General features: G+C 71.6%; 21 protein-coding genes. 4 read left to right on the top strand and 17 right to left on the bottom strand.

Going from position 1 to position 22,165, the window contains the following annotated elements; genetic code table 11:
• The first annotated feature begins 68 nt into the window (after nt 1-68).
• The gene (locus ACWDVW_RS26610; RefSeq protein WP_449953971.1) at nt 69-1,301 is read left to right on the top strand and encodes an SUKH-3 domain-containing protein; all 1,233 of its coding nucleotides are present in this window, start codon (nt 69-71) and stop codon (nt 1,299-1,301) included.
• Between the two features lie 7 nt (nt 1,302-1,308).
• On the opposite strand, the gene ACWDVW_RS26605 is transcribed toward ACWDVW_RS26610, so the two are convergent.
• The gene (locus ACWDVW_RS26605; RefSeq protein WP_449953970.1) at nt 1,309-2,748 is read right to left on the bottom strand and encodes an aldehyde dehydrogenase family protein; all 1,440 of its coding nucleotides are present in this window, start codon (nt 2,746-2,748) and stop codon (nt 1,309-1,311) included.
• 141 nt (nt 2,749-2,889) lie between these two features.
• Between ACWDVW_RS26605 and ACWDVW_RS26600 the strand changes: the two genes are divergently transcribed.
• Both ACWDVW_RS26600 and gabT read left to right on the top strand, forming a co-directional pair.
• Nucleotides 2,890-4,326 (top strand): gamma-aminobutyraldehyde dehydrogenase, encoded by a 1,437-nt coding sequence (locus tag ACWDVW_RS26600; protein WP_449953967.1) that lies wholly within the window; start codon nt 2,890-2,892, stop codon nt 4,324-4,326.
• Nucleotides 4,327-4,330: 4 nt separating this feature from the next.
• The gene (gene gabT / locus ACWDVW_RS26595; RefSeq protein WP_449953964.1) at nt 4,331-5,638 is read left to right on the top strand and encodes a 4-aminobutyrate--2-oxoglutarate transaminase; all 1,308 of its coding nucleotides are present in this window, start codon (nt 4,331-4,333) and stop codon (nt 5,636-5,638) included.
• Nucleotides 5,639-5,706: 68 nt separating this feature from the next.
• Here the strand turns inward: gabT and ACWDVW_RS26590 are convergent, their stop codons facing one another.
• The 16 genes from ACWDVW_RS26590 to ACWDVW_RS26515 all read right to left on the bottom strand — a co-directional run bounded on the left by ACWDVW_RS26590 (nt 5,707) and on the right by ACWDVW_RS26515 (nt 21,068).
• Complete coding sequence (locus tag ACWDVW_RS26590) at nt 5,707-6,387, bottom strand: hypothetical protein (protein ID WP_449953961.1); 681 nt, start codon at nt 6,385-6,387, stop codon at nt 5,707-5,709.
• 121 nt (nt 6,388-6,508) lie between these two features.
• Complete coding sequence (locus tag ACWDVW_RS26585; protein WP_449953958.1) at nt 6,509-7,144, bottom strand: M15 family metallopeptidase; 636 nt, start codon at nt 7,142-7,144, stop codon at nt 6,509-6,511.
• Nucleotides 7,141-8,268, bottom strand: a complete 1,128-nt coding sequence (locus tag ACWDVW_RS26580; RefSeq protein WP_449953955.1) for a D-alanine--D-alanine ligase family protein — start codon at nt 8,266-8,268, stop codon at nt 7,141-7,143. Before ACWDVW_RS26580 ends, ACWDVW_RS26585 begins: the two co-directional genes overlap by 4 nt.
• Nucleotides 8,265-9,332 (bottom strand): threonine ammonia-lyase, encoded by a 1,068-nt coding sequence (locus ACWDVW_RS26575; RefSeq protein ID WP_449953953.1) that lies wholly within the window; start codon nt 9,330-9,332, stop codon nt 8,265-8,267. Before ACWDVW_RS26575 ends, ACWDVW_RS26580 begins: the two co-directional genes overlap by 4 nt.
• Nucleotides 9,284-10,423: an acyltransferase family protein gene (locus tag ACWDVW_RS26570; protein ID WP_449953950.1), complete on the bottom strand. Its 1,140-nt coding sequence runs from the start codon at nt 10,421-10,423 to the stop codon at nt 9,284-9,286. Before ACWDVW_RS26570 ends, ACWDVW_RS26575 begins: the two co-directional genes overlap by 49 nt.
• Before the next feature lie 166 nt (nt 10,424-10,589).
• A complete protein-coding gene (locus ACWDVW_RS26565) occupies nt 10,590-11,648 on the bottom strand; it encodes a sensor histidine kinase (protein ID WP_449953947.1) in 1,059 nt (352 codons plus the stop codon).
• Nucleotides 11,645-12,310 carry a response regulator transcription factor gene (locus tag ACWDVW_RS26560; protein ID WP_449953944.1) on the bottom strand — a complete coding sequence of 222 codons (666 nt, stop codon included), beginning with the start codon at nt 12,308-12,310 and terminating at the stop codon, nt 11,645-11,647. The genes ACWDVW_RS26565 and ACWDVW_RS26560 overlap by 4 nt, the downstream gene beginning before the upstream one ends.
• A 274-nt stretch (nt 12,311-12,584) precedes the next feature.
• The gene (locus tag ACWDVW_RS26555; RefSeq protein ID WP_350698807.1) at nt 12,585-12,896 is read right to left on the bottom strand and encodes a helix-turn-helix domain-containing protein; all 312 of its coding nucleotides are present in this window, start codon (nt 12,894-12,896) and stop codon (nt 12,585-12,587) included.
• Nucleotides 12,893-13,285 carry a type II toxin-antitoxin system RelE/ParE family toxin gene (locus ACWDVW_RS26550; protein ID WP_449953940.1) on the bottom strand — a complete coding sequence of 131 codons (393 nt, stop codon included), beginning with the start codon at nt 13,283-13,285 and terminating at the stop codon, nt 12,893-12,895. The genes ACWDVW_RS26555 and ACWDVW_RS26550 overlap by 4 nt, the downstream gene beginning before the upstream one ends.
• 47 nt (nt 13,286-13,332) lie before the next feature.
• A complete protein-coding gene (gene speB / locus ACWDVW_RS26545) occupies nt 13,333-14,346 on the bottom strand; it encodes an agmatinase (protein ID WP_449953938.1) in 1,014 nt (337 codons plus the stop codon).
• Nucleotides 14,343-15,545 (bottom strand): saccharopine dehydrogenase family protein, encoded by a 1,203-nt coding sequence (locus ACWDVW_RS26540; RefSeq protein ID WP_449954006.1) that lies wholly within the window; start codon nt 15,543-15,545, stop codon nt 14,343-14,345. Before ACWDVW_RS26540 ends, speB begins: the two co-directional genes overlap by 4 nt.
• Nucleotides 15,545-16,963 (bottom strand): NAD(P)/FAD-dependent oxidoreductase, encoded by a 1,419-nt coding sequence (locus ACWDVW_RS26535; RefSeq protein ID WP_449953936.1) that lies wholly within the window; start codon nt 16,961-16,963, stop codon nt 15,545-15,547. The genes ACWDVW_RS26540 and ACWDVW_RS26535 overlap by 1 nt, the downstream gene beginning before the upstream one ends.
• Nucleotides 16,960-17,796 carry an ABC transporter permease gene (locus ACWDVW_RS26530; protein ID WP_449953933.1) on the bottom strand — a complete coding sequence of 279 codons (837 nt, stop codon included), beginning with the start codon at nt 17,794-17,796 and terminating at the stop codon, nt 16,960-16,962. The genes ACWDVW_RS26535 and ACWDVW_RS26530 overlap by 4 nt, the downstream gene beginning before the upstream one ends.
• Nucleotides 17,793-18,707: an ABC transporter permease gene (locus ACWDVW_RS26525; RefSeq protein ID WP_396740509.1), complete on the bottom strand. Its 915-nt coding sequence runs from the start codon at nt 18,705-18,707 to the stop codon at nt 17,793-17,795. The genes ACWDVW_RS26530 and ACWDVW_RS26525 overlap by 4 nt, the downstream gene beginning before the upstream one ends.
• A gap of 22 nt (nt 18,708-18,729) precedes the next feature.
• Nucleotides 18,730-19,881 (bottom strand): ABC transporter ATP-binding protein, encoded by a 1,152-nt coding sequence (locus ACWDVW_RS26520; protein ID WP_449954003.1) that lies wholly within the window; start codon nt 19,879-19,881, stop codon nt 18,730-18,732.
• Nucleotides 19,882-19,883: 2 nt separating this feature from the next.
• Nucleotides 19,884-21,068: an extracellular solute-binding protein gene (locus ACWDVW_RS26515; protein ID WP_449953929.1), complete on the bottom strand. Its 1,185-nt coding sequence runs from the start codon at nt 21,066-21,068 to the stop codon at nt 19,884-19,886.
• Nucleotides 21,069-21,273: 205 nt separating this feature from the next.
• On the opposite strand from ACWDVW_RS26515, the gene ACWDVW_RS26510 reads away from it, so the two are divergent.
• On the top strand, nt 21,274-21,786 hold the full coding sequence (locus ACWDVW_RS26510) for an Lrp/AsnC family transcriptional regulator (RefSeq protein ID WP_131055490.1): 513 nt from the start codon (nt 21,274-21,276) through the stop codon (nt 21,784-21,786).
• The last annotated feature ends 379 nt before the right edge of the window (nt 21,787-22,165 follow it).

Here is a 22,165-nt window from a genome sequence, read left to right as displayed (position 1 = left end):
GACTCACCCTCGGTAAGAACGGGCGTACGCAGTGCCACGACAGTGGTCTCCTCCGGTAAGTTCCCGGTGTGATCGACCGCGAGCAGGCCGAGCAGATCGCTGCGGTGTGGGCGCGTCGCGACTCGTTACGTCTCGGGCACGAGTGTCGACCGTCGGTCACCGAGTTCGACCTCGGTTACGTCATCACCTCCACGCTGTCCACGCCGGCCAGGGCGCTCCCCGGTGACCTGCCGACCACGGTGGTCGACAAGCACACCGGCGAGGTGAGCACCTGGCCCCGGGTGGCGGCCGACGTGGTCGAGCGGCTCTACCGCCGCAGTCGTCCGAGCGGGCCACCGGTGCCGCGTACCGTGGACCCGGCCGGTCAGCTCATGCGGGAGGTCCACCGGCAGCCCACTCCGACGGTCACCGCGCATCTCACCGTCGAGGGGCGGATCTTCACCGCCCAGGGCGCAAAGGGCGATTTGCCGCTGCGCCACCATCCGCTGCTCGACGCGTACCTGGACGGGTTGCCGGCCGGGCACCTGGTCCGTGGTGCCGAACGACACGCGGAGGTGGTGGTCGTCTCGGACGTGCTGCACCACTACGACCACCGACGCGCCGCCGAGGGCATCGCCCCGATGAGCCTGGGCGACGCCAAGGGTCTGCTGACGCCGGCCCGCGCCGAGGTGTCCCGGGTCCGCGAGCCGGGTGACCCGCACGCCGGTCCGGCCGAGCGGCCCTGCGACTCGTGCCTGACCCTGCTGGTGGACTTCGCCGTCCTGCCGGACACCGCCCGGGACCAGGTCACGCCCTCGTCGCCCGGCCCGGCACCGGACCCGGCCCCGGGTCGGTTCCCGCCGCAGGTCGCGTCCGCCCTCGGCGCCGCCGGCTGGCGTCCGCACCAGGGGGACGAGGCGGTGGCGACCGCGACCCTCCGGGACGTCCGCACGGTACGCGGCCGGACGCACGAGCACCCGGGCTTCCCCGCCGCGATCACCGCCCTCGCCGCGTTCGCGAACCTCTCCAGCAGGTGGCGCGGCCCGGGGCAGCAGGTCTGGATCTCCCCGTTCGACCTGCGGCCGCGTCAGGTGGCGCACACCGCCGACTCGCTCGCCGACTTCGCGGCGGTCATCGGGGCGCGGCTGTTCCCGATCGGCACCGAGGAGCAGCACAGCGTCCTCGCGGTGGACGAGCGGGGCCGCGTCTTCGCGCTGGACCAGGCCGGCGAATGGTTCCTCGGTGCGGACCTCGACGCCGCCCTGGTCACCCTGCTGTCCGGTCACGCCCCGGCCCGGGTACGCGACGACGGCTCCTGGTGAGCCGGGTCTAGAGCCGGATGCCGGTGAGGACGGTGACCCGGGGGTCGGTGTAGTCGTCCATGGCGCTGCGCAGCCCCTCCCGTCCCACCCCGCTCCCCTTCACCCCGCCGTACGGCATCTGGTCGGCCCGGAACGACGGCACGTCACCGACGATCACGCCGCCCACCTCCAGCGTCCGTGCCGCCGCGAAGGCGACGTCCAGACGCCGGGTGAAGACGCCGGCCTGTAGCCCGTACGCCGAGTCGTTGATCGCCGCGAAGCCGGCCTCGTCGTCGGTGACCCGGTCCACCACGAGCACCGGTCCGAACACCTCCTCGGCCCGGACCCTCGCCTGGTGGGGCACCCCGCTCAGCACCGTCGGCGGGTACGTCGCCCCGGACCGCCGGCCACCGGTCTCGACAGCGGCCCCGCCCGTCACCGCCTCGTCCACCCACGCCTCCACCCGTCGGGCCGCCTCCTCGGAGACCAGCGGCCCCACGTCGGTGGACTCGTCGGACGGGTCACCGGTCCGCAGTTCCCGTACGGCGGCGACCAGTCGGGGCAGGAAGCCGTCGTAGAGCCACTCGTGCACGAAGACCCGCTGCACCGCGATGCAGGACTGCCCGGCCTGGTAGTTGGAGAAGGTGGCGATCCGCTGCGCGGCGAAGGTGAGGTCGGCGTCCTCCGCCCAGTCCGCGCAGATCAGCGCCGCCGCGTTGCCGCCCAGCTCCAGCGTGACGTGCTTGTCCGGCGCGGCCCGGCGGACGGCCGCGCCGACCGGGCCGGAGCCGGTGAACGAGACGACCGGCAGCCGGGGGTCGGTGACCAGTTCGGCGGCGCGGTCGTTGGGCAGCGGCAGCACCGAGAACATCCCGGCCGGCAGGTCGGTCTCGGCCAGGATCTCGCCGAGCAGCAGGGCGGTGAGCGGCGTGGCCGGGGCCGGTTTGACCAGCACCGGCGCGCCGACCGCGACGGCCGGGGCGACCTTGTGCGCCACCAGGTTCAGCGGGAAGTTGAACGGGGTGATGCCCAGCACCGGGCCCTTCGGCACCCGCCGCACCAGGGCGATGCGGCCGGTGGCGGCCGGGTCGGTGTCGAGCCGTTGCAGCTCGCCGGAGAAGCGCCGGGCCTCCTCGGCGGCCCACCGGAAGGTGGAGACCGCGCGGCCCACCTCGGCCCGGGCCCACTTGACCGGCTTGCCGTTCTCGGCGGTGATCAGCGCGGCCACCTCCTCGGCCCGCTCGGCGAGCCGGCGCGAGACGTGGTCCAGGGCCGTGGCGCGGGCGTGCGCGGGCAGTTCGGCGGCGGTCGCGGCCACCTCGGCCGCCGCCGACACGGCGGCCTCGACCTGCTCGGCGGTGGCGAGGGTGGTACGCCCCACCGCCCGACCGTCGTACGGGTGGTGCACGGTCAACTCACCGGCACCGTGGGCGGGACGGCCGGCGACGAAGAACGGGGTGGGTTCCACGTATCGCAGCGTAACCCCGGCAGTCGCCCACGGAAACGGTCGCGCTAGACCTTGTCTGCCGCGAATTCAGTAGCGAAGATGGCACGAAGATTGCGATAACCGCCGCAGCGCGACCCCCGGACCCCTCGGAGTGATCCAGTCATGAGTGACCAGCAGAAGCTGCGCAACTTCGTCAACGGCGAGTACGTCGAGCCGGCCGACGGCGGCTACGCCGACCTGATCGACCCGTGTACCGGGGAGGCGTTCGCCCAGGCCCCGGTCTCCGGTGCCGCCGACGTCGACGCCGCCATGAAGGCCGCCGCGACCGCCTTCGAGAGCTGGCGGGACAGCACCCCGGCCGAGCGGCAGAAGGCACTGCTCAAGCTCGCCGACGCGGTCGAGGCGCGGGCCGCCGACCTGGTCGACGCCGAGGTACGCAACACCGGCAAGCCCCGGCAGCTCACCGCCGAGGAGGAACTGCCGCCGGCCGTGGACGAGTTCCGCTTCTTCGCCGGGGCCGCCCGGCTGCTGGAGGGGCGGTCGGCCGGCGAGTACATGGCCGGGCACACCTCGTACGTGCGGCGCGAGTCTATCGGGGTCTGCGCCCAGGTCACGCCCTGGAACTACCCGCTGATGATGGCGGTCTGGAAGATCGCCCCGGCGCTCGCCGCCGGCAACACGGTGGTGCTCAAGCCGTCGGACACCACGCCGGTGTCGACGCTGCTGCTGGCCGAGATCGCCGCCGAGTACCTGCCGCCGGGCGTGTTCAACGTGGTCTGCGGCGACCGGGACACCGGCCGGTCCCTCGTCTCACACCCCACCCCGCAACTGGTGTCGATCACCGGCTCCACCCGGGCCGGCATGGAGGTGGCCGCAGCCGCCGCCCCCGACCTCAAGCGCACCCACCTGGAGCTGGGCGGCAAGGCACCGGTGGTGGTCTTCGACGACGCGGACGTCGCGGCGGCGGCCGAGGCCATCGCGACCGGCGGCTACTTCAACGCCGGCCAGGACTGCACCGCCGCGACCCGCGTGCTCACCGGCCCCGGCGTGCACGACGACTTCGTCGCCGCCCTGACCGAGCAGGCCCGTAACACCCGCACCGGCGGGCCGGACGACGAGGACGTGCTCTACGGCCCGCTCAACAACGCCAACCAGCTCGCCCGGGTCCGCGGCTTCGTCGACCGCCTGCCGGACCACGCCGCCGTGCAGACCGGTGGCGCGCAGGTGGGCGAGCGGGGCTACTTCTATGCGCCCACCGTCGTCTCCGGCCTGCGCCAGCAGGACGAGATCATCCAGGACGAGGTGTTCGGGCCGGTCATCACCGTGCAGCGGTTCTCCGACGAGGACGAGGCGGTGCGCTGGGCCAACGGGGTCGACTACGGCCTGTCCGCCTCGGTCTGGACGCGGGACCACGGTCGGGCGATGCGGATGACGCGGCGGCTCGACTTCGGCTGCGTCTGGGTGAACACCCACATCCCGTTCGTCTCCGAGATGCCGCACGGCGGTTTCAAGCACTCCGGGCACGGCAAGGACCTCTCGGTCTACAGCCTGGAGGACTACACCCGGCTCAAGCACGTCATGCACAACATCGAGGGCTGAGCCGGTGAGCATCGGAACCGAGCCGGGCACGGTGCCGCCGGCACCGTCCTCGGACGACCTGCACAAGCGGCGGGGCGCCGCCGTGGCCCGGGGCGTCGGCAGCGTGATCTCCTCCTACGTGCACAGCGCCTCGGGCGGCACCGTCACCGACGTCGACGGTCGAGAGTGGATCGACTTCGCCGCCGGCATCGCCGTCACCAACGTCGGCAACTCCGCGCCCCGGGTGGTCGAGGCGGTACGCGCCCAGGTCGAACGCTTCACCCACACCTGCTTCATGGTCGCCCCGTACGAGTCGTACGTGGCGGTCTGCGAACGCCTCAACGCGCTCACCCCGGGCGCCTTCGAGAAGCGGTCGGCGCTGTTCAACTCCGGTGCCGAGGCGGTGGAGAACGCGGTGAAGATCGCCCGGCACGCCACCGGGCGACCGGCGGTGGTGGTCTTCGACCACGCCTACCACGGCCGGACCAATCTGACCATGGCGTTGACCGCGAAGAACATGCCGTACAAGCACCGGTTCGGGCCGTTCGCCGGTGAGGTCTACCGGGTGCCGATGTCGTACCCGCTGCGGGACGGCGGACTCGACGGCGTCACCGCCGCCGCCCGGGCCATCGAGATGGCGGAGAAGCAGGTCGGCGCGGAGAACGTGGCCGCGCTGCTGATCGAGCCGATCCAGGGCGAGGGCGGCTTCGTCGTACCCGCACCGGGGTTCCTGCCGGCGCTGCGCACCTGGGCGACGGCGGCCGGGGTGGTCTTCGTCGCCGACGAGATCCAGACCGGCTTCTGCCGCACCGGCGACTGGTTCGCCTGCCAGCACGAGGGCGTCGAGCCGGACCTGATCACCCTGGCCAAGGGCATCGCCGGTGGACTGCCGCTGGCCGCCGTGACCGGGCGGGCGGAGCTGATGGACGCGGTGCACGTCGGTGGCCTCGGCGGCACGTACGGCGGCAACCCGATCGCCTGCGCCGCCGCGCTGGCCACCATCGAGACCCTGCACGAGCTGGACCTGGCCGCCGCCGCCTGGCGGATCGGCGCGACCATGACGGCCCGACTGCGGAGCATCGCCGCACGCGATCCCCGGATCGCCGAGGTACGCGGCCGGGGCGCGATGCTCGCCGTGGAGCTGGTGCAGCCGGGCACCCTGACCCCGGACCCGGCTGCCGCGTCGGCGATCTCGGCCGCCTGTCACGCCGCCGGCCTGCTCACCCTGACCTGCGGCACCTACGGCAACGTGCTGCGCTTCCTGCCCCCACTGGTGATCTCCGACGCCGACCTCACCCGAGGGCTCGACATCCTCGACGCGGCCTTTGTGTAAGGAGGGGTCCCCTGCTAACGCCTCGTGCATAGCGGGGGACCCCTCCTAACAGCTCAGCTCCGCGCGACTCAGCGCAGCACCTCGACCACGTTGTTGCGGACGAGGTTCTTACCCGGCTCGCGGATCTGCTCCATCGCGGCGGAGTTGAGCAGCACGCAGCTCGCCGACGGGCCGGTCACCGTCACCGTGGTCGCCCTGTCGTTGTCCAGGTTGGTCACCCGCAGCCGGGTGCCGACCGGGAACCGGTCGCTGGTCGCGCCCGGTCCGGCCGCCTCCTCGAAGAAGGTGATCGGGCCCGGGCAGGCCGACGCCGCGCCGGGTCGGGCGGCCGGCGGGGAGAACGAGCCTGGCCGGTCGGCGGGCCCGCCCGGCGCTGCGGTGTCCGGCCGCGCCGCCGGACCGTCCAGGCGCTCCACGAGGTTGCGCCGGATGACGTTCCGGCCCGGCTCGCGGACCAGCTCCATGGCGGCGGAGTTGAGCAGCACGCAACTGCCGGACGGCCCGACCACGGTCACCTCCGCCGACTTGTCGTTGTCCAGGTTGGTCACCCGCAGCCGGGTGCCGACCGGGAACCGGTCGCTGGTCGCGCCCGGCGCGCCGCCCTCCGCCGAGAATGTGATGGAGCCGGGGCAGGCGCTGCGCCCGGTCGGGCCGCTGTCGGCGAACCCGAGCCCGGTGCCCACCGCCACGGTCGCCGCGGCGACCACCGCCACCCCCGCCGCCAACACGTGCTTCCGTTGCAGCCTCACCTGTCGCCTCCCGTACTCACCGCCTGCGTTCAGGTGTCGGTACGGCCTGGGAGCGCTATCCAGTTCACCGGCGTGACGCGTATCGAAAACAAAGTTTCGGATGAACCCTGCGGCATGCCGGTCACACCGGTCCGTAACAGGTGTGCGGGGCTCCGGTCAGCAGCGCCCAGTACCGATCCCCGTACGACCAGTGCCACCACTCCGTCGGGTAGTTGACCATCCCGGCGCCGGTCAACGCGTCGATCAGGACGCGGCGGTTCCGGCGGGCCGCCTCGCCGATCGTCGGCGCGGCGGTGAAGCAGGCGTTCCCGCTCGCCTCCGGGGTGGCGTCGACCGCCGTACCCATGTCCAGCTCCACCCCGTCGGCGGTGCAGAGCGTCAGGTCCACCGCACCGCCGGTGCTGTGCGGCGCGACGTCGACCGGCGAGACGAACTTCGTGGTCTCCTCGTACACCCGCTCCGGCGACCAGTCGGGATGTGCCCGCCGCAGCTCGTCGTGATAGCCGGAGAAGATCTCCAACTGCGCCCGGTACGGCCGGTAGCCCTCGATCACCAGCAGGCGCAGCCCGTCGGGCAGCGCGTCCTGCGCGGCCAGCAACCGCTCCGCCACCCCCTTGCGCAGTCGCGCGTACGCACCCTCGGGGTCGGCCGCCCGCCCGTCCAGCCGCAGTTCCGGTATCCCGCGCAGGTCGACGAGGGGCTCACCGTCGTCGGCGCCGGGCACCGCCGCGACCCGTGGATCGCAGAGCAGGATCACGGCATCTCCCCCGTGCCGCCGGGCCGCTCCGCGTGCCGGCTGATCGCCAGCGCGACGAGCCGGTCCACGATCTCCCGGTAGCCGACGCCGCTCTCCGCCCACACCTTCGGGTACATCGAGTGCGCGGTGAAGCCGGGCATCGTGTTCAGCTCGTTGACGTACAGTTCGCCGGCCTCCTCGTCATAGAGGAAGTCGACCCGGGCCAGTCCCCAGCCGCCGATCGCGGCGAACGCGCGCAGCGACAACTCCCGGATCCGCTCGGTCACCTCGTCCGACAGCACCGCCGGGACCACCATCGGGTCGCTGTCGCCGAAGTACTTCTGCCGGTAGTCGAACCAGCCGCCGGTGACCGTGACCTCGCCGACCGCCGACGCCTCCGGCCGGTTCCCCCCGAGTACGCCGCACTCCAGTTCCCGCGCGGTGACCCCCTGCTCCACGATGACCAGGTTGTCGTGTCGCAGCGCCTCCTCGACCGCCGCCGCCAGGTCGTCGCCCTCACCGACCCGGGAGATCCCGATCGAGGAACCCATCCGGGCCGGCTTGACGAACAGCGGCCGACGCAGCTCGACCACCAGCTTCTCCGGGTCCTCGGTGGCCCGGTAGGTCGGCGCGTCGAAGGAGACGTACGGCGTGACCGGCACCCCTTCGGCGCGCAGCGCCCGCTTCATGGCCACCTTGTCCATGCCGACCGCCGAGGCGAGGATGCCGCAGCCCGCGTACGGCACACCGAGCGATTCGAGCAGCCCCTGCACCACACCGTCCTCGCCGAACGGGCCGTGCAGCACCGGGAAGACCACGTCCAACTCGGCCTGCACCGCACCCGGCGGGTCTGCTGCGGTGACCAGGGCGGTGCCGCGCCGCCACCCGGCCCGCAACTCCACCGCCGGGCCGGTCACCGTGAACCGGTCGTCGATGGCCCGTTCCCCGCCGGTGCCCTCCAGGAACTGACGTAACACGTCGTCCGGCATCAGGCGAAAACGGCCGCTGCGGGTCACCCCGATGGCGACGACCCGGTACCCGCCGCCGGACAACGCCCGCGCCACCCCGAGCGCCGAGGCGCAGGAGACGTCGTGCTCCGCCGACGGCCCACCGAACAGGATCCCGATACGTACCTCAGCACTCATACCGCCACTCCTTCTCTTGGCAGGACCGGGGTCGCCAGCCGGGCGACCAGGTCCGCTTCCACGTTTCCGCCGGTCAGCACCACGCCGACCGTGCGCTGTCGAGAGCCGTCGCCGGGTACGACGACCGGTGCGGCAGAGCCGACGATGACGCGCGTCGCACCGTTGGCGGCCAGGCTCAGGGCACCGGCCAGACCGGCCGCGCCGGAGGGCTCGGCCAGCACCTTCAGCTCCATCAGGAGCAGCCGGAACGCCGCCGCGATCTCGTCGTCGTCCACCCGGACCACGCCGCGCAGGCGGGTCCGCAGGATGTCGAAAGGCAGCTCGCCGACGCAGGACGGCCGCAGCCCGTCGGCGATCGTCGCCGCCGGCGGGACCGGCGTCGGTCGACCGGCGACCAGGCTGTGCGCCAGGGAGTCGCAGCCGACCGGCTCCACGCCGTACACGTCGATGGGCCGGTCGGAGGCGGCCAGGCAGGCACCGGCGGCGCCGCCGCCCCCACCGACCGGCAGGATCAACGTGTCCAGCGGCGTGCCCGCCCGCTCGGCGTCCTCGATCAGTTCGAGGCTGGCGCTGCCCTGTCCCGAGATCACGTCCGGGTGGTCGTACGCGTCGACGATCGGGTGACCGGTCTCGTCGCTGATCCGGCGCGCGACCGCCAGCCGTTCCTCCACGCTGGAGCCGGCGAGGACCACCCGGGCACCGGCCCCACGGGCCCGTGCCACCTTCGACGGCGTCGCGTCGACCGGCAGCACCACCGTGGCGGCCATCTCGTGCCGGCGGGCCGCCAGGGCGACCGCGACGGCGTGGTTGCCGGTGCTCTGCGCGACCACACCGCCGTGACCGGCGGCGGCGAGGCGCCCCACCGCGTACAACCCGCCCCGCATCTTGTACGAGCCGCCGGTCTGTAGGTTCTCCGCCTTGAGCAGCACCTGCGCGCCGACCAGCCGGTCGATCACCGGGGACCGCAGCAGCGGGGTACGCAGCACCTGGCCGTCGAGCCAGCGTGCGGCCGCTGTCACGTCGACCGTTGGCCGATCGGGTTCGGCGGCATCGGTGTGGGACATGTCGTCTCCCTTGTCGAGTCGATCGGCGCGCGGCGAGCCGGCAGGTCGAACAGCCAGGTCGCGCGCGCCGCCAGCAACGCCCGGTGCAGGCCGAGGCTGAGCGCCAGCACCAGGACGGTGAGCGAGAACGGGTAGCCGAAGGCCAACGCGAGCCGGGCGGAGTCACCCAGGTCGGCGATGGGTTCGGCGATCAGTCGGTGCAGGAGTGCCAGCACCGGCATGTGGATCACGTAGATCGGCAGCGTCTGTCGACCGAGAGCGGCGAGCGGCTCGCGGATCAGCGGCCACCGCGCCAGTTGCACCGCCAGGGCGACGCCGACCAGCACCGCGACGACGGAGACCAGCGGCGTCACCCCGGGCACCTGCCCGGCTCCGGTCACCCGCACGGCGGCCAGCACGGCGAGGTACCCGCCGGCCGCCAGCAGCAGACGCCCGGTGGTCACCCCCGCCGACCAGCGCTGCACGTACTGGCGCAGGTGCAGGCCGGCGAGGAAGAACACCAGGTTCTGATAGAGCCCGCCCCGGTTGCCGGGGGTGTCGAGCAGCCCCACCGCGGCGACCGCGCTGAGCGCACCCGCCGCGGCCAGCAGCAGCGCCGGGTGGACCCGCCGCAACGCCTTGGCGAGTACGAAGTAGAGCGCCAACGCGTACAGGTACCAGAGGTTGGACGGGGTGACCGTCAGCTGTGCCAGCAACTCCCCCGGGTTTGTCGCCCGGTCGGTCGGGAAGCCCGGTGCGAGGGCCAGCAGTGCGGTGTGGATCAGCAGCCAGATCACGTACAGGTAGAGGAACCTGGCGATGCGCGGGCGGCCGACCGCCCGCCACGGGCGTTGCACGGCGGTGGCCGCGAACATCCCGGAGATGGTGAAGAACAGCGGCATCCGCATCGGCAGCAGCAGTTCGCCGAGCGTCCCCCAGGCGCCCGCCACCGGCACCTCCAGCCGCCAGTCGATCTGGAGGTAGTCCTTCATGATCACGTGCCAGAGGAGGACCAGCAGGATGCAGCCGCCCTTGGCGACGTCCGCCCAGTCCAACCGCCCGCCGCTCGGGCGGGCGCCGGTGGTGGGCGCGACCAGCTCAGGAGTGCGCACAGGGTCTCCTCATCCGACGAAGGACGGACATTTCGCGCAGGCGAAAGGTGATGCTCCGGACGAAACGACGATTGCCGAGGGTGAAGCGTTCACTGTGGACCAGAGATTGGTGTCACCAGTGCCGATGCCTTCGCATCGGGCCTCGCGGATCGACGACCCCGCCGGCTCAGGGCGCCTGGGGTAGCTGGACGTCGACCCGAAGGCCGCCGTACTCGGCAGGGCGGGCGGCGATCAGGCCGTCGTGCGCCTGCGTGATCGAGCGGGCGATGGCCAGTCCCAGACCGGCACCACCGCTCTGGTTGGTGCGGTCCCGGGCCAGCCGGCGGAACGGCTCGAAGAGCCCGGACACCGCCTCGGCCGGCACCACCTGGCCGGTGTTGACCACGGTCAGCGCCGGGTTGCCGCCGACCGTGACGCTGATCGCGCCGCCCCGGTGGTTGTACTTGATCGCGTTCTCGACCAGGTTGGTGACCAGGCGTTCCAGCAGCACCCGCTCCCCCATCACGGTCCGGGGCTCCAGGTGGGTGCTGACGGTCACCTCGGCCTCGGTGATCCGGTCCTGGTACGCGGCCAGCACCTCCTTGACGACCTCGTCGAGGCGCTGCGGCAGGCGGGACCGCAGCCCCTGGTCGCTCTCGCTGAGCGCGAGGAGTCCCTCGATCAGCCGTTCGTTGCGCTCGTTGGTCTCCAACAGTTGGCCGGTCACCAGCTCCAACTGCTCGCCGCTGAGGGAGCGGGCCATCCCGACCTCGATCAGCGTGCGCTGCACCGCCAACGGCGTACGCAGCTCGTGCGAGGCGTTCGCGGCGAACCGCCGCTGCCCCTCGTACCCGGCGGCGATGCGCTCCATCATCTCGTCGAGCGACCGGGCCAACCGGGCCACCTCGTCGTTGCCGCGCATCCGGATGCGGTAGCCGAGGTTCTGCGGCCCGACGTTCGAGATCGGACCGGCGAGGTCCCGGACCGGACGCAGGCACCAGACGGCAGCGCCCCAGATCGCCGCCACCGCGAGCAGGAACATGACCAGGGCCAGCAGCGGAAGCGCGAGACCGCTCAGACGCTGCGCCGGCTCGCACACCAACCCGCCGCCGGGCAGCCCGCTGGAACAGAGCCCCCGGACCCGCCACCACAGCTCGCTCACCACCGACACGGTCAACCCCGGCAGGGCGTACCCGGCGATCAGGGCGACCACGCCGACCAGCACGATCCTGCGACGCGGTGTCACGACGCAGCCCCGATCCGGTAACCGGCCCGGGGCACGGTGTGGATGACCTGAGGCGTAGCGAGCTTCTTCCGCAAGGTCATCACGGTGACCCGGACGGTGTTGGTGAACGGGTCGGCGAACTCGTCCCACGCCTGCTCCAGCAGCTCCTCCGAGCTGACCACCCGCCCGTCCGCGCGCATCAGCACGTGCAGCACGGCGAACTCCTTCGGGCTCAGGCTGACCGACCGGCCGTCCCGGGTGACCGAGTGCCGCGCCACGTCCAGCGCCACCCCGTGCTGCTCCAGCACCGGCGGCACCGCCGGCGCGGACCGCCGACCGAGCGCCTGCACCCGGGCGACCAGCTCGGCAAAGGCGAACGGCTTGGTGAGATAGTCGTCGGCACCGAGCCCGAGACCCTCCACCCGGTCCCGGATGCCGGCGGCGGCGGTGAGCATGAGCACCCGGGTGCCGGAACCGGACCCGGCCAGACTGCGGCACACCTCGTCGCCGGTGTGGCCCGGCATGTCCCGGTCCAGCACCGCCACGTCGTAGCGGTTGACCCCGATCCGCTCCAACGCGCCGTCACCGTCATAGCAGACGTCCACCGCCATCGAGAGCCGCCTGAGGCCCTCGGCGACCATGTCCGCCAGCAGCCGCTCGTCGTCCGCCACCAACACCCGCACGCTCTTCGCCCCCGTGATCCGTCGTCTGCCGGGCATACGTTCGCAGGCGGAAGATAAGGGTTACGTAAGTGCCCGCCGCAGCAATACTCCACGTCGACGACGTCACTACAAATGCTCGCGCGCGCCAATCGCCCCCACGCGCCTGATCAGTACTTACGTCCCACCCCCACCCCCACCACGTGACAGAGAGTGACCCACCTCACGCTCGCAAGGCGCGATCCAGCGGACGAGCCCACTGCGGCTGCGGAACGGGCCCACCGGGCACCAAGGGTGTTCAGGCGATCTGGCGAAGGTCGTTGCCGTAGTCGAAGATGATGCGGAGTCGGGCTCCGAGTGCGTTGGCGTACCGACTCAACGTGGCGACCTCGTTGACGTCGAGGTCGCCGTTCTCGATCTGGCTGACCCGCCCCGGGGTCACTCCCATGAGCTCGGCCACCTCTCGCTGCGTGAGCCCGAGCCGCTTGCGTTCCTCAGCGAGGTGGTAGGCGCTCACCCACGCCTCGGTCCTGGCCCGCTCCTCGTCGTGGGCGGCGTCGTCACCGCCGAGCTCCGCACGCACCTCGTCCCAGTCGTGGAACTCGGTCACGATTCCCCCCTACGCTCGTACTCGCTGTCGAGCCACGCCTTGTAGGCCAGCTCGGCCAACGGGATGTTCTCCTTGTACCACTGCGTCCAGTTGTGCGCCTTGTTGCCGGCGACCAGAAGCACGGCCTGCGACCATGGATCGAAGACGAACAGCACACGAATGGCGACATCCCGACCCGACCTCGGTCGCAACTCCTTCAGATTGCTGACGCTGCTCCCTCGAAGCGTGTCCACGAGGGGACGTCCCAACCCCGGCCCGATCTCCGCCAACATGTCCACGGCCGCCCGGACACGTTCGTAGGTGTCCGAGTCGTCCCGACGGAGATCCTGGAGCCACCGGCGGACCTCTCCCGTGACTCGGACCTGCCAACGGCGGCGACCAGAACCCATGGCAGAACTATAGCCCGAGCTAAACCCAGCAAGGGTGCCGTCGCGGGTCAGCGGCTGTCGAGGAGGGGTTGGGTGGGGTTCCAGGGTGGGCCGCCGGTGGCGTCGCGACGGCGGCGGGCGATGGCCGACAGCGCCTCCAGGACGACCCGGTTTCCGAGGTACGCGGTGATGTCGGCGTGGTCGTACGGTGGTGCGACCTCGACCACGTCCACCCCGACCACGGGGAGTTCGTAGCAGACCCGGCGGACCGCGTCGAGCAGTTGTCGACTGGTGAAGCCGCCCGGTTCGGGGGTACCGGTGCCGGGGGCCATGCCCGGGTCGACCACGTCCACGTCGACGGAGAGGAAGACGCCCTCGCACTCGTCGGTCGCGATGCCGAACGCCTCAGTGAGGCAGTCGTCCAGGCCACGGGCCACGATCTCGGTCATCTCGTACGAGCGCATGCGCTGCTCGGCCATCCAGGACAGCGTCGACGGGCCCGGCCAGTAGCCGCGCAGGCCGATCTGGAGGAACCGGTCGCCGCGTACCGCGCCGGACTCGATCAGTCGACGCATCGGCTGGCCGTGGCCGTGCAGCGAGCCGAACTCGATGTCGCCGGTGTCGGCGTGCGCGTCGAAGTGCACCAGCGACACCCGGCCCAGCCCGTGGTGCCGGGCCACCCCGGTGGCGTCGGGCAGGGCGATGGAGTGGTCGCCGCCGAGGACCACCGGGATCGCACCGGCCGAGGCGACCGCGTACACGGCGGTTTCCAGCGCAGACAGCGACCGTTCGATGTCGCCGGAGAACATCTCGACGTCACCGGCGTCGTAGACGCACAGGTCACGCAGCGCGTCGACGCGCAGCGCCAGCGAGGGGCGGGAGCCGTCGTGCGGCAGGTAGCACGCCTGCCGGATGGCGGACGGGCCGAACCGGGTGCCGGGGCGGTGCGAGGTGCCGCCGTCGAAGGGCGCGCCGATGATCACCACGTCGGCCTCGGCGTACGTGACGGGCTCCTCGATCGTGCAGGGCGGTACGCCGAGGAACGTCACGTCGGGGCCGTACATCGGGCCGTACCGGGTCATCGTTCCGCCATCCCCCACGGCGAGCCGTACGCGGTCAGCAGGTCGAGGAAGGGCTTGGGCGGCAAGGCCTCCGGACCGAGCACCCCGCTGCCCGACCACACGCCGTCGGCCAGCAACTCCAGGGCGACGACCGGGTTCACCGCGGTCTGCCAGACCACCGCCTGGTGGCCGTACTCGCGCATCGACCACTCGTTGTCGACCACGTGATAGAGGTAGACCCGGCGCGGCTGGCCGTCGGTGCCGGTACCGGTGACGTACGTGCCGGCGCAGGTCTTGCCGCGCATCCGGTCGCCGAGCGTGGCCGGGTCGGGCAGGCAGGCGGCCACCACGTCGCGCGGCGACACGGAGACCGCGCCCACCCGCACCGGCTCCGTCGCGGCGAGACCGAGCTTGTGCAGCGTCTTGAGCACCTCGATGAACTCCGCGCCGAGGCCGTACTTGAAGGTGACCCGCTTCGCCGGCACCCAGCGCGGGATCAGCAGCACCTCCTCGTGCTCCACGTTGACGCACTCGACCGGCCCGATCCCCTCGGGGAAGTCGAACACCTCCGGCTCGCTGAACGGCTCGGTGGTGAACCAGCCCCGGTCGGCCTCCCAGATCACCGGCGGGTTCAGGCACTCCTCGATGGTGGTCCAGATGGAGAACGACGGGGCGAAGTCGTAGCCGTCGACGGTCAGGTTCGCGCCGTCGCGTACCCCGATCTCGTCGATCTCGCGGAACAGCTCGTCGGCGGCGTAGCGGGCGAAGACGTCGGAGAGGCCGGGTTCGACACCGATCCCGCACAGCGCCAGCCGCCCGGCCTCCGTCCAGCGGTCGGCCGCCGCGAACTGCGCGTCGCCGAGCATCACGCCGGTCTCCTGGTGGGGCCGGGTCGGGTGCGGGCGGGACAGCGACATCGCCATGTCGAGGTAGTCGGCGCCGGCCGCGTACGCACCGTCGAAGATCGGCATGACGAAGCGTGGGTCGACCGCGTTGAGCACGTGGGTGATCCGGTGTTCGCGGCAGAGTGCCGCGACCGCCTCGGCCGAGGCGGCGTCGACGCCGGCGGCGACGAAGCGGGCGTCGGATCCGGCGACGGCCCGCGCGGCGCGGGTCTCGTCGTGGTCGGCGACCACCATGGTGTCGAAGAAGGCACGTCGGGCCGCGATGGCGACGACGGCGGAACCGACGCCTCCGGCCCCGATCAGCAGCACACGCATCACGAGTCGAACCCCAGACCGAAGCGATCAAGCGTACGGAGCCACAGGTTGCGCCGCCCCTGAGCGGTGTCGGCCCGGGCCATGGACCAGCGGGTGAGCCCGATGCCGACCGCGCGGGCCGGTTCGGGCGGGAACGGCAGTGGACGGCTGCGGACCAGGTCGAGCCGGGTCAGTGGGCTGTCCACGCCGTCGAGCAGGTCGAGCATCACCCGGGCACCGAACCGGGTCGCCCCGACGCCGAGTCCGGTGTACCCGGCCGCGTACGCGAGCCGACCGGAGTACGCCGTGCCGAAGAAGGCGCAGAACCGGGTGCTGGTGTCGATCACCCCGCCCCAGCGGTGGCTGAACCGGACGTCGGCGAGCTGCGGGAAGGTGGTGAAGAAGTGGCGGGCGAGGGCGGTGAAGGTGGCGTCGCGCTGTTCCAGTGCCGGCGTCATCCGGTTGCCGTAGTGGTAGACCGCGTCGTAGCCGCCGAACAGGATCCGCCCGTCGTCGGTGAGCCGGTAGTAGTGGAACTGGTTGCCGGTGTCGGCCAGCCCCTGCCGATTGCGCCAGCCGACGGCGTCACGTTGCGCGGGCGTCAACGGCTCGGTGGTCAACGCGTAGTCGTACACCGGCACGATCCAGGTGCGCAGGCGGCGCAGCAGCGGCGGGAACGCGTTGGTGGCGAGCACCACCCTGGCCGCGCGGACCGCCCCGGGGCTGCCGTCGGCGGCGACGGTGCGGGCCAGCAGCGCGTTGGTGTCCCGGTGCAGGCCGGTGACCCGGGTGTGCTCGTGCACCCGGACGCCGAGGTCCACGCAGGCCCGGCGCAGTCCCCAGGCCAACCGCGCCGGGTCGAGCATCGCCACCCGGTCACGGTCCCACAGTCCGCCCAGGTACGTCGGCGAGTCGACCTCGGCGCGCACCTCGTCGGCGTCGAGCAGGCTGACGTCGTGCCCGTACCGCCCGGCCAGCGCGGCGTCGGCGGCCAGCCCGTCGAGCTGGTACGGCTCGACCGCCACCGACAGTTCGCCGGTCCGCGCGAAGTCGCAGTCGATCCGGTGCTCCGCCACGGTGGCGGCGATGGCGTCCAGGTTCTCCCGGCCGAGCCGTTCCAGCGTCCCGATCTCGTCCGGGAACCGCTGCACCCCGTTGGCCAGCCCGTGCGTCAGCGAGGCGGCACAGAACCCGCCGTTGCGCCCGGAGGCCGCCCAGCCGCAGGTGCCCGCCTCCACCAGCAGCACGTCCCGCGCCGGGTCGGCCCGCTTGGCCAGCAGGGCAGCCCACAACCCGCTGTAGCCGCCCCCGATCACCAGCAGGTCGGCGGTGGTCGGGCCGGGCAGCGGCGGCAACGGGTCGGGGCGTTCCGGCCGGTCCAGCCAGTACGGCGCGCGTACCGCGTCGGCGAGCGCCCGGCCGGCGGATGGCCCGGTCATGACCGGCTTGTCGCCCGGGGAGCCGGCACGGCGATCGACGCCCGGCGGGCCCGTCGCCCCCGCAGCATGCTGGCCAGCACCAGCAGCAGCGCGATCGCGAACATGGCGGTGCCGATGACGTTGACCTGCGGCGGGATGCCCCGCTGGGCGGCACCCCAGACGTACATCGGGAACGTGACGGTGGTGCCGGAGTTGAAGTTGGTGATGATGAAGTCGTCGAAGCTGAGCGAGAACGCCAGCAGCGCGGCGGCCACGATGCCGGGCAGCACCAGCGGCAGCGTGATGCGGCGGAACGTCTGCCACTCGCTGGCGTAGAGGTCCATCGCGGCCTCCTCCAGCCGCCGGTCCATCCCGGCCAGCCGCGCCTTGACCGTCACCACCACGAACGACAGGCAGAACATCACGTGCGCGATGACGATGGTCCAGAAGCCCAGCGGCACCGCACCGGCGACGAAGAGGGCCAGCAACGAGGTGCCCATCACCAGCTCCGGCGTGGCCATCGGCAGGAAGATCAGCACGTTGAGCCCGGACCGTCCCCGGAACCGGTGCCGGACCAGCGCGAACGCCATCAACGTGCCGAGCGCGGTGGCCGCGACGGTGGCGATGAAGCCGATCTGCACGCTGCGGACCACCGCGTCGCACATGTCGGACGTGGCGCACGGGTTGCGCCAGTTGTCGAACGTGAACTCGTGGAAGTCGTAGGAGAGCCGGTTGGAGGGGCGGTTGAACGACAACGCGCCGACCACGGCGATCGGCAGGAACAGGTAGCCGAGCACCAGCAGGGCCACGCCCATCACCCAGTGCTGCGCCAACCACCGGGAGAACCTGGTCATAGGACCTCCTCCGTGCCGGCCCGCCGCAGATAGACGAAGACCACCGCGAGGATCGCCGACATCAGCAGGAACGACAGCGCCGCGCCCTGCGGGTAGTCCAGCCGGACCAGGAACGCCGAGTCGATGACGTTGCCGATCATGTACTGGTTAGGCGTACCGAGCAGTTCGGCGTTGATGTAGTCGCCGGTGGCCGGGATGAAGAACAGCAGCGTCCCGGCGATCAGGCCCGGCATCGAGAGCGGCAGGGTGACCCGGCGGAACGTCTTCAGCGGGCTGGCGTACAGGTCGCTGGACGCCTCCAGCAGCCGGTAGTCGAGCCGCTCCAGGCTCGCGTACAGCGGCAGCACCAGGAACGGCAGGAAGTTGTACGTCAGGCCGAGCACCACCGCGATCGGGGTGGCCAGCAGCCGCCCGTCCGGCCCGAGCAGGTGCACGTCCCGCAGCAGCCCGACCAACCAGCCGTTGTCCGAGAGGATGGTCTTCCAGGCCAGCGTACGCACCAGGAAGCTGGTGAACATCGGGGCGATCACGCAGACCAGCAGCAGGTTCTTCCACCGGCCGGCCTTCTGCGCGATCGCGTACGCCAGCGGGTAGCCCATCAGCAGCGCCAGCACCAGGGCGATGCCCGCGTACAGGAACGAGCGGCTGAACTGCGGCCAGTACGCCTGCAACGCCGTCGGGTAGTTCCCGAACGCCCAGGTCATCGCGTACCCGGTGGAGAGCGTGCCGTTCGGGTCGTAGAGGCTGGCCGCGGCGAGCTGCACCAGCGGCAGGGCGAAGAAGAGAAGCAGCCAGGCCGCGCCCGGCAGCAGCAACAGGTACGGCAGGAGGCGGTACCGCCCCGATCGGGCAGCCGGCGGCGGCGACGCCGGCTGCCCGGAGCCGGTGGGTACGTGAGCCAGCGCGCTCACGCCGTGGTCTCGCTTCGCTGGCTCATGAGGACGCACCGACCGGCTCGTCCAGGACCGGAGTGGTGCGGTCCTCCTCGTCGGCGCGGCGACCGAGCAGGAAGGCGTGCTGCGGATCCCAGTACGCCACGGCCCGCTCGCCGACGGCGAAGCGCTGCTGCGCACCGCTGTTGGCGACGAAGACGCTCAGCTCGGTGCCCCAGCCGGTGCGCAGCAGGTACTGCGTGCTCACCCCGACGTAGGAGGCATCGGTGACGGTGCCTTCGAGGTGCTGGTTGCCGGCGGGCACCTGCACGGCGGCGCCGACCAGGTGCAGTTTCTCGGGGCGTACGCCCAGGAAGACCGGACCCTGGTCGGTGCGGGCCCGCGCCGACGGCACGGAGAACCGCGCGCCGTGCGCGGTGATCAGGAGGTCGTCGCCGTCGGTGCTGGAGACCTCGCCCGCGATCAGGTTGGACTGGCCGAGAAAGTTGGCCACGAACGCGGTCGCCGGGAACTCGTAGATCTCGGCGGGTGGGCCGAGTTGCTCGATCCGCCCGGCGTTCATCACCGCGACCGTGTCGGCCATCGTCATGGCCTCCTCCTGGTCGTGGGTGACGTGCACGAAGGTGATGCCGACCTCGGTCTGGATGCGCTTGAGCTCGATCTGCATCTGCCGGCGCAGCTTGAGGTCGAGCGCGCCGAGCGGCTCGTCCAGCAGGAGCACCTGCGGGTGGTTGATCAAGGCCCGGGCCAGCGCGACCCGTTGCTGCTGCCCGCCGGAGAGCTGGGCCGGGCGACGCCGCTCGTACCCGTCGAGCTGCACCAGCGACAGCATCTCGCGGACCTGCCCGTCGACCGAGCGGATGCCGCGCCGCCGCAGGCCGAAGGCGACGTTCTCGAAGATGTCCAGGTGCGGGAAGAGGGCGTAGCTCTGGAACACGGTGTTGACCGGCCGCTTGTACGGCCGCAGCCGGGCGATGTCCCGGTCACCGAGCAGCACCTGCCCGCTGGTCGGCTCCTCCAGCCCGGCGATCATCCGCAGCGTCGTGGTCTTCCCGCAGCCGGAGGCGCCGAGCAGGGCGAAGAACGAGCCCTGCGGAATGGTCAGGCTCAGGTCGTCGACGGCGGTGAACGGGCCGAACGTCTTGGTGAGTTCGGCCAGCCTCAGGTCGCCGGCCGGAGTGTCCCGCGCCATCGTCACGCTCCGATAACCTGCTGGAACTTGGTCTCGTACTCGCGCTCCTGCTGCTCGTCCAGGGCCATGAAGACGCGGGCCTTGGAGAGGATCGCCTCGTCCGGGAAGATCAGCGGGTTCGCGGCCAGCTCCGGGTCGATCTTCTCCATCTCCTCCTGCGCGCCCTGCACCGGACAGATGTAGTTGACGTACGCGGCGAGCTGGGCGGCGATGGCCGGTTCGTAGTAGTGGTTCATCAGGGCCTCGGCGTTGCCCCTGTGGGTGGCCTTGTTCGGCACGAGCATGTTGTCCGACCAGAGCGTCACGCCAGAGTCGGGCACCACGAACTTGATCTGCTCGTCATCGAAGCCGAGCTGGATGATGTCGCCGGACCACCCGATGCACGCCGCGATGTCGCCCTTGGCCAGGTCGGGGGCGTAGTCGTTGCCGGTGAACCGGCGGATCTGCCCGGAGTCGACCGCCTTCTTGAGCTTGTTGAGGGCGTCGTCGAACTGGTTGGCGGTGAAGTCAGCCGGGTTGTGACCGTTCGACATCAGCAGCAGCCCCATGGTGTCGCGCATCTCGGTCAGCGCGGTCACCTTGCCCTTGAGGTCGGCGCGGGTGAGCAACTCGTCGACGGTCCGGATCTCCCGGGTGACCCGCCCGTTGTACGCCAACCCGGCCAGGCCCGACTGCCACGGCACGGCGAGGTGGTTGTCCACGTCGAAGGGACGGTTCCGCAGCGACGGCAGCAGGTTCGCCTCGACGTTGGGCAGCTTCGACTTGTCGAGCCGCTGGATCCAGCCGAGCCGGATCATCCGGGCGGCCATCCAGTCGGTGAGCACCATGACGTCCCGCCCGGTGCCCTGACAGGCGGCGAGCTGGTTCTGCACCTTGCCGAAGAACTCGTTGTTGTCGTTGACGTCCTCGGTGTAGGTCACCTGGATGCCGGTGTCGGTGACGAACTTGTCGAGACTGGGACGCTTCGACGCGTCGTCGTCGTCGACGTCCATGTATTGCGGCCAGTTGGAGAAGGCGAGAGTCTTCTCCGTGCCGGACAGGTCCTCGCTGACACAACCGGCCTCGGTCTGCTGCGCGCCGGGGGTGCCGCACCCGGCGAGGGTGCCGCCCGCCGCGAGCAGCGCGGCCGAGCCGAGGGTGCCGGTGAGCAGACCACGCCGGGTGAGGGGCCGGTAAGCGTTTCGCATGTGACGACTCCTACAGGTCATCGTCGGCGGCGGGACGGGGGTGGGCGCGCCGACGGGAGGGTCAGTGGCGATGGACGACTGATCCTGACATGAGGAAACCTCCCCGACAAGGGATTCCGTAGCCGCAATAGCCGTGGACGACGAATTACGCCAGACTGCCCGGTGGCGTTAGGCTCAGCGCCGTGACGGACATGGGGAGCGGTCGATGACGAACCGGCAGCAGGACAACGGCACCGGCGGACGCCGGGTCAGCGTGCGGGAGGGCGCCAGCCACGTACTGCTCGACGACGTGGCCAAGCAGATCATCGAACAGCTCCAGCAGGACGGCCGCCGCCCGTACGCCACCATCGGCAAGGCGGTCGGCCTCTCCGAGGCGGCGGTACGCCAACGCGTACAGCGGCTGCTCGACGCCGGGGTGATGCAGATCGTCGCGGTGACCGACCCGCTCCAGCTCGGCTTCCCCCGTCAGGCCATGATCGGGCTGCGCACCGACGGCGACCTGGAGAGCGTCGCGGACCGGATCGCCGAGCTGGACGAGGTCGACTACGTGGTGATCACCGCCGGCTCCTTCGACCTGCTGGCCGAGGTGGTCTGCCGCAACGACGAGCATCTGCTGGAGATCCTGCAACGGCTGCGCGCAGTCTCCGGAGTGCTCTCCACCGAGGCGTTCGTCTACCTCAAACTCCGCAAGCAGACCTACAGCTGGGGCACCGCCTGAGTGTGCGCCCCACGCACCTCCGCCCGGTTCGCCCTCGCCCCACTCGCCCTCGCCCCACTCGCCCTCACCCCGCGCACCCCCGTCCCGTGCGCCCCCGCCTCGCCGCGTCCCGCCGCGCGCCGTCTCCCCCGCGCCCTCGCCGCGCCTCGCCGCGCCTCTCGCCCCGTGCCCCGCGCCCCGCGCCACGCGCGCCACGCGCGCCACGCGCGCCGTGCGCCGTGCGCCGTGCGCCCGCCGATCATGGAGTTGTGGTCGTGGAAACGCGCCGATCGCCCTGGTTTGTCGCTGCCACAACTCCATGATCGGCGCGCGGAAGGATCGGCGCGCACGCGGAAGGGTCAGCGCACGGAAGGGTCAGTGCACGGAAGGGTCGGCACGC

The sequence above is a fragment of the Micromonospora sp. NPDC003241 genome (assembly GCF_053589795.1).
This window is presented reverse-complemented; position numbering and strand designations above follow the sequence as displayed.

Bases quoted from the DNA above. Each gene is read 5' to 3' on its own strand.
- ACWDVW_RS26600 (WP_449953967.1), top strand. From the start codon at position 2,890: ATGAGTGACCAGCAGAAGCTGCGCAACTTCGTCAACGGCGAGTACGTC.
- ACWDVW_RS26580 (WP_449953955.1), bottom strand. From the start codon at position 8,268: ATGAGTGCTGAGGTACGTATCGGGATCCTGTTCGGTGGGCCGTCGGCG.
- ACWDVW_RS26575 (WP_449953953.1), bottom strand. From the start codon at position 9,332: ATGTCCCACACCGATGCCGCCGAACCCGATCGGCCAACGGTCGACGTG.
- ACWDVW_RS26550 (WP_449953940.1), bottom strand. From the start codon at position 13,285: ATGGGTTCTGGTCGCCGCCGTTGGCAGGTCCGAGTCACGGGAGAGGTC.
- speB (WP_449953938.1), bottom strand. From the start codon at position 14,346: ATGACCCGGTACGGCCCGATGTACGGCCCCGACGTGACGTTCCTCGGC.
- ACWDVW_RS26540 (WP_449954006.1), bottom strand. From the start codon at position 15,545: ATGCGTGTGCTGCTGATCGGGGCCGGAGGCGTCGGTTCCGCCGTCGTC.
- ACWDVW_RS26535 (WP_449953936.1), bottom strand. From the start codon at position 16,963: ATGACCGGGCCATCCGCCGGCCGGGCGCTCGCCGACGCGGTACGCGCG.
- ACWDVW_RS26530 (WP_449953933.1), bottom strand. From the start codon at position 17,796: ATGACCAGGTTCTCCCGGTGGTTGGCGCAGCACTGGGTGATGGGCGTG.
- ACWDVW_RS26520 (WP_449954003.1), bottom strand. From the start codon at position 19,881: ATGGCGCGGGACACTCCGGCCGGCGACCTGAGGCTGGCCGAACTCACC.
- ACWDVW_RS26515 (WP_449953929.1), bottom strand. From the start codon at position 21,068: ATGCGAAACGCTTACCGGCCCCTCACCCGGCGTGGTCTGCTCACCGGC.
- ACWDVW_RS26510 (WP_131055490.1), top strand. From the start codon at position 21,274: ATGACGAACCGGCAGCAGGACAACGGCACCGGCGGACGCCGGGTCAGC.